The following is a 12,233-nucleotide window of genomic DNA, read 5'->3' as shown; positions in this document are numbered from 1 at the left end:
TCCTCACGCAGGATGAGTCCATGCCAGGCATAGGTCATTTTCCATAATATATTGCAAATATAACCGGGTATTTGTATCCTGTTTGTTAAAATCGGCGGTGATGAAACCGGCCTGTTGAAAAACAAAGGGATGCAATTTCATATTCTCCTTAAAATCAACGCTTCCCCGGCCATACCATTTAAACATCGCTTCTTTGGCGCTCCAGCAGATTGTTTTATGCGACAGCTCCTGTTTGGGATCGATAAACGACCGTTCTGAAGGCGACAGGAACTTGTGAGACACCAGTTCTATTTTAGGTTTTACCTCTTCAATGTCTATGCCCACCGCTGCTTTGGTACTAACGATAGCGGCAGCATAATCGCCGCAATGTGAAATGGAGAAGTGGTGGCTATCACCTGCCAGCACCGGTTTACGGGTATGTGTAAACATAATTTCCTGAATGGGGAATTCCGGGAAAAGCGTTACCAGTAAATACCTGCCCGCAAAATGCTGTAAGCGTTTATGCGGATGGTGAATAGCCCGGCTGATGCTTACCTTTTCCTGGAAAAAATTTTCCGTTTCTGTTATCTTCCATACACCCAGCTTCGTTTCCGGATCAATTTGTATCGTTCGTATTAATGGCATATCTTGCCAAATTAAAGCAAAAAAGCAGAAAAAACAGCTTTTGGCAGCAGGTCTTTCACTAAATGCCAATAGCTGAAAAATAAAAGCTAACAATACAGCTCACTAAAACTAAACGAACCTAAGCATGATTCTGTCAGACAAACGGATATTGGAGGAAATTGAAAAAGGCACTATCGTTATTGCACCCTATGACCGGAAATTTCTGGGTACCAATTCTTATGACGTGCACCTGGGGAAATACCTGGCTACCTACAAAGACCGTGTACTGGATGCGCGCAAACACAATGAAATTGATCATTTTGAAATTCCGGAGGAAGGGTTTGTGTTACAACCCGGCACCCTTTACCTCGGCGTAACAGAAGAGTATACCGAAACGCATGCACATGTGCCGTTCCTGGAGGGCAAATCCAGCACCGGCCGCCTCGGGATCGATATCCATGCCACCGCCGGTAAAGGCGATGTAGGATTCTGCAACACCTGGACCCTGGAAATTTCCTGTGCACAACCTGTACGCATATACGCAGGAATGCCCATTGGCCAGCTGATCTACTTTATGGTAGAAGGCGAAGTAGAAACGCTCTATAACAAAAAAGGAAATGCCAAATATAATGGTCGCACCATAAAACCGGTGGAGAGCATGATGTGGCGGAATGAATTTTAAATAAGGAAGCAGTCAGCAGCCGCCAATGGCTAACTGCTGACTGCTATTTTCAACTCATGTGCTTCTGTAATGGTGGGCACTTCCAGCTTCCTGACCAACCGTTCCATTGCTGCCGCCGGCACTACTTCCTCCCGCTGCCGGTTTTGCTGTAACAGCTTCGCTGCCGGCACTTCCACATACACAATTGTTACTGCTGCTTCATACGTTGTAAAAAGACTGATCACCTGTTCCCTCATCTGCCGTGTAATGTTGGTGGCGTTCCATACGAAGGATTTTTTTTCCCGGAGATAGATCCTGGCTTGTTCCTTCGCAGCCTGGATCACTACACCATTGCCGCTTTTATCAGTAGGACTTATTTTCATGGTTTGCCGGATATGATCCAGGGAGATGACCGGCAGGTGTTTATAATGCCGCTGTATGTACGTGTCTTTCCCCGCGCCAGGTAATCCGCTCATCAGTATGACCGGTGTTTGCAGCGTTTCAAAGGGCACATAGTCCGGTGAGTTGCCGGTTTTTAACAGGTATTCCATGCGCGCCTGCGGTGTGGCGAACGGGCGTGGTTGTCCCCAGCAGTTATTTTCCCGGCACAACTCTTCGAAGCAATCCAGCCGGTAGAGCAGGTCTGCCTGATCGGCACAGTTGCGCCCAAGCGCATCGGCGCGCGGCCAGCAATGCCAGCAGCTGTGTATTCACTTCCAGGCTGGCGGTGATCAGCGCTTTCTGCGGATCCGGCTTTTCAAAGATCCAGAGCGGCAGGCCGTGGTACCTCACCAGTTTGGCGATTTGCTCGCGGACAAGGAAGGGCGCCGGCACATCCCTGTAAAGGATTTGCCGGGCCCGCGCTTCCCCTTTGCGGGCATGACCCGCAGAAGTGATGCGACCATCCGGTTCAATAACCGTAGTGCTGTATTTTTCCACGTCGTGCAGCAGTGCGGCTGCCCACAGCAGTTCCTGGTCTGCCGCCGGCAATTGCCGGTAGCCCGGCAACTGTTGCAAGGCTGCCAGTACCATCTGCGTATGTACGGCCACGTTACCTTCTGCGTGGTGCCGCGCGTCCTGCGGAACTTCCTGCATCACGCGCACCCATTCAAATGTATGTTCCAGGTGCGACCAGTTTTTATTTTCACTGAGCTGCCACATAGTTACCTCCTTCATTATTTAACCTGGCACGGCGCCAATGGCGGGTCCAGTGCTGGTCTGTTTTTACATGTCCTTTGCGGACATACTTAAACACGTTGTCTGCAAAATCGCTCACCGCATATCCGTTGGCGTTGCGGGATACAATGCCTTCCATGGTAACGGGTTTACCGGTATGCACGTCGTGCGGATCAAAGGCGCCGGAACCGTTTACCAGCCCTAGTATATCACGCTCAAACTCCTGGCGTGTAGCCGGCGGCGTTATACGATTTACTTCCGGCACCACCGGCAGGCCGAGCATTGCCGCGTAGAATTGGGTTTCCTCCCAACTGAGCCACTGCTGGCCTTCCCGGATGCCGAATATATAAAAGTGATGATCCAGGTTGCGGTATTCAATAGAATGTACCGCGTAAAGATTTTCGAGGAAGATCTCCAGGTCACCCAGGTCGTTCTTTATGCTTTGCCAGTAGCGGCGGATGCTTTCCGTCCACGGCGAAGTAGTGGGCGCCGCATGTGAGCGCGCAAATACCCCGTACCGGGATAAGCAGTTATTTTCTCCGTCCAGTTTTTCCGTATGGATCAGCACCGGTATCTGCTGCAACGATTGCCAGTATTCATATTGGATACGGTCGTCGCTCGTAGTGCCGGGCGAAAACGGATAATGCCAGGTACGGCCATATTTCTGAGAAATTGCCATGTCATCAGGGTTTAAGTTAAACAATAGTTTCACAGGCCGGTTCCGGAATGGAACGGCGAAAGGAATGATTTAATATGCCTGTGAAATTACATGGCTCAAGTGTTTGCAGTTTTTAATCTAGTACGCCGCAAAAGTAAAGAAAATAATTAAATAGTATATTACACAGGCTTTTGAAAACAACAACAATCATCTTCTGCAAATGAAAAAATTCCTTCTTTGCGCAACCGCCGCAGCTGCCCTGGCAGCCTGTAATAACGGCAACAGCAGCAATCAAACCAAGGGTACCGACAGTACGCTGAATAATGCTTTCAGCGCCTACCAGGCACATTTTATTGATGCCCTCTGGAAAGAAAACCCCGACTGGGCTACCAGTGTGGGCTATCATAAATACGACTCGGTGCTGGTAGTGCCGGATAGCACGGCTGCCGCAGCGCGACTCGCATTTGCGCAGCAACAACTGGATTCCCTGAAATCCTACGATCCCGCTGCGTTGAATGACGCCAATAAAATTGATTACCAGCTGATACAGAACTACCTGGAATCGGTACAATGGGGTATTAAAGAGCAGAAAAGCAACGAATGGGACCCATCTTCCTATAACGTTAGTAACACGTTTGCCTTTATCTTAAATGAAAACTACGCGCCGCTGGAAACCAGGCTACGCAGCTTTGGCAGCAGGTTGAAAAATATCCCGGCTTATTACGAAGCCGCTAAAAAACAGATCAAAGATCCCGTACCGGAACTTACTTCGCTGGCAATAGACCAGAACAACGGGGGCATATCGGTATTTGAAAAAGACTTTGCAGATTCGCTGAAGAAAACGGGTATCCCGGCAGCAGAGCAGACCGCCATGCTGGCCAGTGCCCAAACTGCCACCAAAGCGATCCGTGATTACGCCGCGTGGCTGAAGGCATTGAAGCCGGAGCATCCGCGCAGCTTCCGTTTAGGCAAAACGCTGTACGATCAGAAGTTTAAATTTGACATCCAGTCGTCCTTTACTGCCGCGCAGATCTATGATTCCGCGATAGCACGCAAAGCTTTTGTGCATGGTGAAATGACAAAGATCAGCCGCCAGTTGTGGCCGAAATATTTTGGCAATACACCAATGCCATCCGACTCGCTGGAACTTATCGGCCGTATGATCGATACGCTTTCTGTGAAGCATGTGAAGCCGGAAGAGTTCCAATCGGCCATAGAAAAGCAGCTCCCTTCGCTGATTGCGTTTATCAAAGAAAAGGACCTGTTGTATATTGATCCGTCCAAACCATTGGTGGTACGTAAAGAACCGGCTTACATGGCAGGCGTGGCAGGCGCCTCCATCAGTGCGCCCGGTCCCTACGACAAAGGCGGCAACACCTACTACAATGTTGGCAGCCTGGAAGGATGGCCAAAAGATAAAGCAGAAAGTTATTTGCGTGAATACAATCAATACATCCTCCAGATACTGGATATTCATGAAGCTATACCGGGGCATTATACCCAGCTGGTGTATGCCAACCAATCCCCCAGCCTCATTAAATCGCTCATGAGCAATGGCGCCATGATTGAAGGATGGGCCGTATATACTGAGCAGATGATGCTGGAAAACGGCTATGGTAATAACGAACCCGAAATGTGGCTGATGTGGTATAAGTGGAACCTGCGCACCGTATGTAATACCATTTTGGATTACAGTGTGCATGTAAAAGATATGAGCAAGGAAGATGCAATTCATTTGCTGACCAAAGAAGCGTTCCAGCAGGCCGCAGAAGCAGCAGGTAAATGGAAGCGGGTGAGTGTATCCAGCGTGCAGCTGACCAGCTATTTCACCGGTTACAAAGAAATCATTGATCTCCGCGAAGCTTACAAACAGCAGCAGGGCAAGGATTACAGCCTGAAAGCATTTAATGAGAAATTCCTGAGCTATGGCAGTGCGCCGGTGAAGTATATTCGCCAGTTGATGCTGGCTCATTAGCGGATTTTGTCTTTCTCACTGATTACGCTGATTATACTGATTTCTTTGATTTTACTTTTGGATTTTTTTTGATTTTTAGATTAATAATAACTAAGGGAGATAAGAGCGAATATATCCGCTTTTATCTCCCTTAATCCTTTATAAAACCCAAGAGTTAAAATCCAGAAAATCAATATAATCAGCGTAATCAGTGAGAAAGACAACCTCCGCGTCAGGTGTCGCACGTAACATCGTCCCAGAACTGGTTCCTGTAGTTGGTGAGCCAGTTGAGGGCGTAGTGCCGTTCGTATACGATGCCGGGATGCAGCGGTTCTTTTTCGCCTTTCAAGCGGGCGTCTACACAGGCCCAGTTGGCGCGGTAGTAGAGGTCGTTGGCGTCGAGAATTTCTGTGGCGCTGCGCAATTCTGTGGCGCCGGCCAGGAATGCTGCGGGATCGGAGGCAGGGCCGCGGAAGGGAAAGGCTTCTTCCGGCACCATATCGAGGTTGCAGAGGGCGTCCATTTCGCCGAGAGACGGTACTTTTTTCAATGCCCAGAGCAATACCCAGATGTCTTCACACTTCCAGGTTTCCCGTGTTTTGGCGTCTTCCTGCGGATCTTCCAGGAAGGCTCTTTCGGCGGGTGTGGTTTTATCCCAGAGTTGATGTTGTTGCAGGTAGCTGATAACGGTGGGGCTTTCGAGGTATCCGAAGGCCACGGTGTTTACGGCGGCGAGTACGGCTACCCGTTGGGCTGTTTCTGCGGCGGAGCGCAGCACGACTTCCTGCTCATCGCGGATAACAGGAAGGTTGACGGTTGTTTTCACCTGCATTTCCTGCAGGAGCTGTATGTTCCGTTGTTTTCTTTCTGTTGCGGAGGAGGAAGGTGTGTCCTGGTTATCGAAATACCGTGCGTTGATATTTACGGTGAGATTGGTAGCGGTAGAATGACCATTTACATCGAGCAGCAGTGCGCCGGTTTTATCCCAGAAGCCTTGTACTTCGGTGTTGAAGATGAAGTTATTTTCGCAGAAGAAGATGCCATCCAGTTCGTCGGCCAGGTCCATGATGGCGGCCCGGAGGTCGCCGTTGAATGAAGGTGTGGCGAGGATAACGATTTCCGTATTGAGCGTCGCTACTTTTGCGAGCAGCAGTTCTTTCAGGGCCGGGTTTTCTGCCGGCAGCTGCTGTACAAAGCCGTACATGCCGAGCAGGTTGGTGGTTACCGGGTCGTCGTTCCGTACCAGCTGGTAACCGGGCGTGGCGCGTTGCCGGTAGTTGATGGTGAGGGTATGACCTTTTCGCAGCAGTTTTTTCCCTGATGTGATGGTCAGTTGTTCCCAACGGTTCGCCGGTCCGTTTACTTTCACTGCCTGATCTCCAAAATGCGCCCTCATACGGGTCAACACTTTCTCCATTTCCACCTCATGCGTATAGAGCGTACAATTTTCCATGCTATTTCTTTCGAGGGGGCAAAGGTAGCTTAAAGCGGTTAAAGATGGTACCGGATTTGCCTTGTTACAGGAAAACGGACGACATACACATATTTATTCCAAGCATAAACATTTTCATATGAGTAAGCGATCATTGCCTGTACTGGCTGCCTTCCTGTTGTTTATAGCTGCGAGCTGCGTGCCGCCGAGACGTCCCCGGCCGCCTAAACCACCCCGCCCCCGTGTTCAGGTTATTTTGCCTTTTTCGCTCCCGGCCGGTTCTGCAGCAGGTGGAGGATTTTATTCAGCTTAACCGGGTCGTTGATGTAAGGCGACAGGTCGAACAGTTCTACTTTCCGGAATGCCACCGGGTGACTTTCGCTTTGCAGGGAGATAGAGCCTTCGGATAACAGTTTACCATCTTTTAACAGTCCTGGTTGCGGATGGGAAACATTGCCCCCGCCCATTTGCGGTTTATTGTATACAATAACAGTATCGCCTTCTACAATGTGTTTAATAACGGAGTCGCGCAGCACCAGCGCTTCCGCGCGCACCCAAACATCGCCCTGGTATGTTTTGGAGGTGGAACTGATGCAATGGTCTTTGATAAGTTTTCCATTCATTACCACATTGGTGCCCGGCGTACACAGGTTGGCCGTAGAGCGGGGATCGGTGCCATTACCGCCCAGTAATTGTTCTTCCAGCGAAATGGGGAAGTCCTGGTCTTTGGTCATGCTGGCGGCAGTTTGTCCGTGCAGCATGATACCACTGTTACGGAAAGCCCATCCGGGGCCGCCTTTTACCTGGTCGCCGGTAAATTTATATTCTACTACCACCAGGTAAGCAGAAAAGTTCTTTTTATAGAAGATGTGTCCATATTGTTCCCTGAACTCGTCATAATTTTCGTAGCTCACTTTCAGCATGCCGCTGTCTACCCGGAAGGTATTCCCGAAATTATCGTTCAGGTCATGCCCGGTTATTTTAACGTCCCAGTCTTTCAGGTCCTTGCCATTAAAGAGTTTTAACCATTTATTGGGTGCAATTTCCTTCTGCGCTGAGCTATGGAGGCCGGCCAGCAGTAATAGCGCGGTGAGTGCTTTTTTCATGTGTTCTTTTATTTACCGGGTTAAGATAGCCTATCGCTAAGAGAAATGCAAGATGTGGTTGGCATATAATTCGTGCTGCCACAATCATATTTACTTTCTTATGAAAACACTGTTACGTATACTTCTTCCTTTGGGAGTACTGATTAGTTCCGTTGCTTACGGACAGGAAAACGGCAACTGGCAAAACGTGCTGGAGCAGCAATTACAGGTATTGGCTACTGCGGCGCCGGAGGACTGGCCACCGCGGATAGACACGCTTACCGCATTGGCGGAGGCGCATCCGGAGGAATGGTTGCTGCAGTATTATGCGGGGTGGTCGGCTACACAGTTATCGTTTAAGTCGGATAAAGCGGCTGCCGACGCGTTGTGTGAAAGGGCAGGACCTTTTGTGAAGAAGGCGCTTTCCATGCAACCGGGTAATACGGAAACGCTGACATTGATGGGGTATTGGCTGTCTGCCAGGATCAATGCTACTCCTTCCCGCGGGGTTTCCCTGGGCGGCCAGAGCAGGAGTTATGCAGAAAAGGCTATTGCGGCTGATTCTTCGAATCCGCGGGCATGGCTGGTAAAAGCGTTGAATATTTACTATACACCCGCTATTTTTGGCGGCGGTAAACAGCGGGCTAAGCCGACAGTAGATATTGTGGCGGCCAAGTTCGCCGCATTCAGACCGGATAATGCGCTGGCGCCTAACTGGGGTCAGCAGATCTTTGATGCGCTGATGGCTTCCTACCAGTAAGCATGTTTTCCCCTTGTGAGCGTAGTGTGTAAGAAATTACGCACCGTATCGGATGTGCCACAGGAACATAAGAGAAGCCATCATATTTATCTTGCTAAATATCAACAAATTAGATCATTTACCACAAAAGTGCAGGGTTTTAGCTGTAAGTTCCCCAAACTGTATATATGAGTTCCTTAACACAACAACTTAGTTTTCAAGATCCACAACAACCAAAAGCAGGGTCCATATATGATAGCTCCAATATCATCAATGTTACACCCGAAGGCCGGATTGTCTCTATTTTTTCCGGTGCATGGCTGCTCGGCAGCGCCATCAGTAAAGTAGATAAATCGCCTGTATCCAGTCTTTTAAAACTCCTGGGAGCCGGTTACCTGTTATACAGAGGTATCAGCGGTAATGACCTGGTAAATGGATTTCTGGGTAAACGGAAACCGGATAAGCATACTGCGTCTGTAAATATCAGGACTACCATCTCTATTGATAATCCGAAGGAGGAGGTGTATTATTTCTGGCGGCAGCTGAACAATCTTCCGGTGTTTATGAAGCATTTGCAGTCGGTAGAAGAAACGGATCCATTCCACTCGCATTGGGTGGTAAAGGGGCCTGGTGGCATTGGTACGCTGGAGTGGGATGCTGAAATTGTGAAAGAGGTACCGGGAGAACTGATTGGCTGGAGATCTTTGCCGGGGTCCTCTATTGCTACTGCGGGCAGGGTTACCTTCCGGGAAACCTTTAACGGGGGAACCGAAATTGATGTGATGATCACCTACCGGCCACCGGCCGGATATGTAGGCTCCGGGCTGGCCTGGTTGCTGAATCCGGCGTTTGAAAATATGCTGGTAAAAGATATCAAACGTTTCAAAAATTATATGGAAACCGGCGAGATACTGAAGTAGTTTTACCCAATAAAAAAGCGGAGATAATGAACCATCTGTTTGTTATCTCCGCTTTTTTTATGTGAACTATCATTACGACAATGCTTCTCTTCTGAACCTGTTGTAAACGCCCTGGCTTTTATTAATCAGTTTCAGCACTCTTTGGCGGGCGTCGTCCTGCAGGCCGCTTATTTCGTGTTCGAATACTTCTTTCAGATCCGACAGATCTTCTCCGCCTTTTCCTACCAGGCCATTGATCTTATGGCGCCAATCATCTGCTGTTGTTTTGATTTTTTTGCGGGTTTTATCGCCGCTATCAGGGGCTGTTAATAATCCAATTACTAAACCGGTAGTTAGGCCGGCTATAGCACCTGCAAGAAATTTCGTTGTAGACATAATTTCTGGATTTTTATGGTTTAACAAATGATTTGTGTGCATGGTTCATTCACACGGTAACCAGAAATTTTCAAATATCAGGCCAGTAAAAGTAATGAGCGAAGATCCGATCTTAAAGAAATGTTATTGTGTAAAATAAAGGGAAGAAAAACCACCTGCTAAGAGAGAGTAAATGTACCAGTATCAATATCGTGAAAATTCGAAGGGAACGCTATCCAGGACAACATCAGAGTTGACATTGTCCCGGCAGGTGGATAAGATAAGCGTATTAGATAATGGAATTTATAAAAGTCAAACGGAGCAGTAAAATAATTACATTCTGGTATTTTTCAAACCTTTTTGAAAGAAATGAAATAATAAATTTTATTAAAAAGTAAATCCTCCCGGAAAGTAAATACCAGAGAGGATTTGTGTGTTCCGGCACAATATTATACAATAGTCTTATATCTTCGGTATAATACCTTTTTAGCCTGAATATCTGAAAAGCACCAGGTATGAAAACGGAATGTTAACGGGAAAATAACCCTTGCGTATACCTTAAGAATACCTCCATCATGCTTTGACTACGCTTTATCCATGCTTCATCCACGCCCTTGATGTGGACTTGATGTGGACTTGATGCGGAGGTGAGGTGGACTTGATCCGGTCTACTTTGCATCCAGCATATTGGAAACCAGGCGGTTAAAGTCGGCCTGGAATTGTTCATAATGCTCACCTGTTCCGGGGCCGGAAAAGCCGGTATGAACCTCCTGCACGTTCCCTTTTTTATCGATAAAGATAGTGGTAGGGAAGCCTTTGATGCCAGTGAGCTGCGGGAGCGTTTTCTCTCCTTTCTCAGGATCAGCGGGCGTTACGCCGGTGATCAGTACCGGGTAGTGCACATCAAAACGTTTCAGGAAGCCTTCCAGCGCATGTTTCGACTTTTCGAAGTCGGTGGTGCGTTCGTAGGCCAACCCGATCACTTCCACGCCGCGGTCTTTGTTTTTCTCATACCATTTGCTGAGGAAGCCGGTTTCGTCCATGCAATTAGGGCACCAGGAACCCATCAGGGTGATGATCACCACTTTATTTTTGAAGCGGTCGTCTTTGATACTCATCTTGTTGCCGTTGAGATCGGGGAAGGTGAAATCCAGTTGTTGCTGACCAGGTTTCATGGTGGCGATGGTTCTTTCGTCGGGGAGTTTGGCGGTATCATTTTTCACGGCCGACCAGTACTCGAGCCCGTCGCCGATACCAGCGAAGAAGCGGCCGTTTGTGATGCTGTCTTTCCCCACGCGGGCGGTAAACAGGTAGGCGTGGGAGCCGTCGAAGGTAGAAAGGCGCAGGGTATCGCCATCCACCACGCCGTCCAGGAAGCGGTAGTCGCCGGTGGTGGTGAGGAACGTGCCATGCACGGTGTTACCGGATTGTTTAAACTCACCGATGGCGGTGGAAGGGGCTTTGTCCTTATCTTTTGCAGATACGAACTGTGTTACCCAGCGGCCGGATACATTGGCGGTGGCCGGTGTATTTACGGCGAAGCGTTCTGCTTTGCCTGCGACGGCAGAGAAAGGAATGCTTACGTCCTTATCGGCGAGGTGCCTGATCCAAAGTCCTTCTGCTGCGCTGTCGGAGGTGAGCTTTGCTTTGAATTCCGAGTCGAAGAAGGGCATTTTAATCAGCAGGGAGTCGCCGGTTACAGACACTTCATCTACCAGTAATTTATCTGTCGCATTCAGCACGTACAGCACCTTTTTACCAGCGGTAGTATCTTTTACTTCAAAGTTGAAAACGATGTCTGCCCCGTCGGTGCGGTGCAGTTTTGCCTGCCACACACCATTGGCGGGGTTTTTAGTAGACTGACCGGTATTGCAGGCGGTGAAAGCCAGGCTTATACCTGCCAGGAAGATGCTTAATTTTTTCATAAGACTACGTTTGTGAATAGTTCCTTTCGCCAAAGAGCAGGCTGCCAATACGCACCAGGGTACTCCCTTCCTGCAGGGCGAGGTGATAGTCGGCGCTCATGCCAATGGACAATTCTTTAAAGGACGCTTCGTTGTTAAAGTAAGTGGTTTTAACGGATCCGAATAACTCGCGGAGCTGGTGGAACTCTTCCCGGATCTGTGTTTCATTGGAAGTGTTGGTAGCCATGCCCATCATGCCGGCAATGCGTACCTGTGAAAAAGCGGATGGACTGGCCTGGTATGTTTGCAGCAGTTGCTGTAATTCCTGCGTATCCATACCAAATTTCGTTTCTTCTGCTGCAATGTGAACCTGTAACAGGCAATGTATGATACGCTGATGTTTAGCGGCCTGTTTATTGATTTCCTGCAATAGTTTAAGACTATCCACTGCATGAATCGTATGCACAAATGGCGCAATGAATTTCACTTTATTGGATTGCAGGTGACCAATAAAATGCCATTCTATATCTGCCGGTAAAAGTGTTTGTTTTTCTGTTAGTTCCTGTACGTAATTTTCGCCAAAGATCCTTTGTCCTGCTGCATAAAACGCAGCGATATCTTCCACTGGCTTCGTTTTGGAAACGGCTACCAGCCGGGCGTGATGAGGATGGAGCCGGTCGAGTACTTCGTGGTATGCTGCTAAATTGATTGCCATCGCGCAAAGATAGTGCGAATTTTGTCTTTCTC

The 12,233-nt window shown here is 48.6% G+C and carries 13 protein-coding genes; 4 read left to right on the top strand and 9 right to left on the bottom strand.

Annotation, left to right across the window (positions count from 1 at the left end; all coding sequences use genetic code 11):
* Positions 1-3: 3 nt before the first annotated feature.
* A complete protein-coding gene (locus QFZ48_RS19550; RefSeq protein ID WP_429050417.1) occupies positions 4-624 on the bottom strand; it encodes a 4'-phosphopantetheinyl transferase family protein in 621 nt (206 codons plus the stop codon).
* Positions 625-748: 124 nt separating this feature from the next.
* On the opposite strand from QFZ48_RS19550, the gene dcd reads away from it, so the two are divergent.
* Positions 749-1,285 carry a dCTP deaminase gene (gene dcd, locus QFZ48_RS19545; RefSeq protein WP_370907979.1) on the top strand — a complete coding sequence of 179 codons (537 nt, stop codon included), beginning with the start codon at positions 749-751 and terminating at the stop codon, positions 1,283-1,285.
* Positions 1,286-1,314: 29 nt separating this feature from the next.
* Here dcd and QFZ48_RS19540 read toward each other — a convergent pair whose 3' ends face one another.
* From QFZ48_RS19540 to QFZ48_RS19530, 3 genes are read right to left on the bottom strand one after another with little or no spacing between them, the layout of a single operon-like run.
* Entirely contained in the window at positions 1,315-1,815 is a 501-nt protein-coding gene (locus QFZ48_RS19540; RefSeq protein ID WP_429063304.1) for an AAA family ATPase, read from the bottom strand.
* Between the two features lie 43 nt (positions 1,816-1,858).
* Positions 1,859-2,440 carry an HD domain-containing protein gene (locus QFZ48_RS19535; RefSeq protein ID WP_429063303.1) on the bottom strand — a complete coding sequence of 194 codons (582 nt, stop codon included), beginning with the start codon at positions 2,438-2,440 and terminating at the stop codon, positions 1,859-1,861.
* Complete coding sequence (locus tag QFZ48_RS19530) at positions 2,409-3,119, bottom strand: RNA ligase family protein (RefSeq protein WP_429050419.1); 711 nt, start codon at positions 3,117-3,119, stop codon at positions 2,409-2,411. The genes QFZ48_RS19535 and QFZ48_RS19530 overlap by 32 nt, the downstream gene beginning before the upstream one ends.
* A 199-nt stretch (positions 3,120-3,318) precedes the next feature.
* Here QFZ48_RS19530 and QFZ48_RS19525 point away from each other — a divergent pair, with 199 nt between their 5' ends.
* Positions 3,319-5,073: a DUF885 domain-containing protein gene (locus QFZ48_RS19525; RefSeq protein WP_429063302.1), complete on the top strand. Its 1,755-nt coding sequence runs from the start codon at positions 3,319-3,321 to the stop codon at positions 5,071-5,073.
* Positions 5,074-5,284: 211 nt separating this feature from the next.
* On the opposite strand, the gene QFZ48_RS19520 is transcribed toward QFZ48_RS19525, so the two are convergent.
* Both QFZ48_RS19520 and QFZ48_RS19515 read right to left on the bottom strand, forming a co-directional pair.
* Positions 5,285-6,505: a DUF4272 domain-containing protein gene (locus tag QFZ48_RS19520; RefSeq protein ID WP_429050421.1), complete on the bottom strand. Its 1,221-nt coding sequence runs from the start codon at positions 6,503-6,505 to the stop codon at positions 5,285-5,287.
* 230 nt (positions 6,506-6,735) lie between these two features.
* Positions 6,736-7,590 (bottom strand): 3-keto-disaccharide hydrolase, encoded by an 855-nt coding sequence (locus tag QFZ48_RS19515; RefSeq protein ID WP_370907984.1) that lies wholly within the window; start codon positions 7,588-7,590, stop codon positions 6,736-6,738.
* A gap of 100 nt (positions 7,591-7,690) precedes the next feature.
* Here QFZ48_RS19515 and QFZ48_RS19510 point away from each other — a divergent pair, with 100 nt between their 5' ends.
* Both QFZ48_RS19510 and QFZ48_RS19505 read left to right on the top strand, forming a co-directional pair.
* Complete coding sequence (locus tag QFZ48_RS19510) at positions 7,691-8,329, top strand: hypothetical protein (protein WP_429063301.1); 639 nt, start codon at positions 7,691-7,693, stop codon at positions 8,327-8,329.
* A gap of 167 nt (positions 8,330-8,496) precedes the next feature.
* Positions 8,497-9,228, top strand: coding sequence for an SRPBCC family protein (locus tag QFZ48_RS19505; RefSeq protein WP_370907986.1), 732 nt, complete (start codon positions 8,497-8,499; stop codon positions 9,226-9,228).
* 72 nt (positions 9,229-9,300) lie between these two features.
* Here the strand turns inward: QFZ48_RS19505 and QFZ48_RS19500 are convergent, their stop codons facing one another.
* The 3 genes from QFZ48_RS19500 to QFZ48_RS19490 form a co-directional block, all read right to left on the bottom strand.
* On the bottom strand, positions 9,301-9,603 hold the full coding sequence (locus QFZ48_RS19500) for a YtxH domain-containing protein (protein ID WP_429050423.1): 303 nt from the start codon (positions 9,601-9,603) through the stop codon (positions 9,301-9,303).
* Positions 9,604-10,250: 647 nt separating this feature from the next.
* Positions 10,251-11,507 carry a TlpA disulfide reductase family protein gene (locus QFZ48_RS19495; protein WP_429063300.1) on the bottom strand — a complete coding sequence of 419 codons (1,257 nt, stop codon included), beginning with the start codon at positions 11,505-11,507 and terminating at the stop codon, positions 10,251-10,253.
* Positions 11,508-11,511: 4 nt separating this feature from the next.
* A complete protein-coding gene (locus QFZ48_RS19490; protein ID WP_429050425.1) occupies positions 11,512-12,201 on the bottom strand; it encodes a YggS family pyridoxal phosphate-dependent enzyme in 690 nt (229 codons plus the stop codon).
* Positions 12,202-12,233: the final 32 nt, after the last annotated feature.

It is taken from the genome of Chitinophaga sp. W2I13 (assembly GCF_050434005.1).
In the GTDB taxonomy this organism is placed as follows: domain Bacteria; phylum Bacteroidota; class Bacteroidia; order Chitinophagales; family Chitinophagaceae; genus Chitinophaga.
The sequence above is the reverse complement of the archived record's forward strand: the minus strand, read 5'-3'. Positions and strand labels throughout refer to the sequence as shown.

Coding starts and splice junctions, on each gene's coding strand:
- QFZ48_RS19550 (WP_429050417.1), bottom strand. CDS start 624: ATGCCATTAATACGAACGATACAAATTGATCCGGAAACGAAGCTGGGT.
- dcd (WP_370907979.1), top strand. CDS start 749: ATGATTCTGTCAGACAAACGGATATTGGAGGAAATTGAAAAAGGCACT.
- QFZ48_RS19540 (WP_429063304.1), bottom strand. CDS start 1,815: ATGGAATACCTGTTAAAAACCGGCAACTCACCGGACTATGTGCCCTTT.
- QFZ48_RS19535 (WP_429063303.1), bottom strand. CDS start 2,440: ATGAAGGAGGTAACTATGTGGCAGCTCAGTGAAAATAAAAACTGGTCG.
- QFZ48_RS19530 (WP_429050419.1), bottom strand. CDS start 3,119: ATGGCAATTTCTCAGAAATATGGCCGTACCTGGCATTATCCGTTTTCG.
- QFZ48_RS19525 (WP_429063302.1), top strand. CDS start 3,319: ATGAAAAAATTCCTTCTTTGCGCAACCGCCGCAGCTGCCCTGGCAGCC.
- QFZ48_RS19520 (WP_429050421.1), bottom strand. CDS start 6,505: ATGGAAAATTGTACGCTCTATACGCATGAGGTGGAAATGGAGAAAGTG.
- QFZ48_RS19515 (WP_370907984.1), bottom strand. CDS start 7,590: ATGAAAAAAGCACTCACCGCGCTATTACTGCTGGCCGGCCTCCATAGC.
- QFZ48_RS19510 (WP_429063301.1), top strand. CDS start 7,691: ATGAAAACACTGTTACGTATACTTCTTCCTTTGGGAGTACTGATTAGT.
- QFZ48_RS19505 (WP_370907986.1), top strand. CDS start 8,497: ATGAGTTCCTTAACACAACAACTTAGTTTTCAAGATCCACAACAACCA.
- QFZ48_RS19500 (WP_429050423.1), bottom strand. CDS start 9,603: ATGTCTACAACGAAATTTCTTGCAGGTGCTATAGCCGGCCTAACTACC.
- QFZ48_RS19495 (WP_429063300.1), bottom strand. CDS start 11,507: ATGAAAAAATTAAGCATCTTCCTGGCAGGTATAAGCCTGGCTTTCACC.
- QFZ48_RS19490 (WP_429050425.1), bottom strand. CDS start 12,201: ATGGCAATCAATTTAGCAGCATACCACGAAGTACTCGACCGGCTCCAT.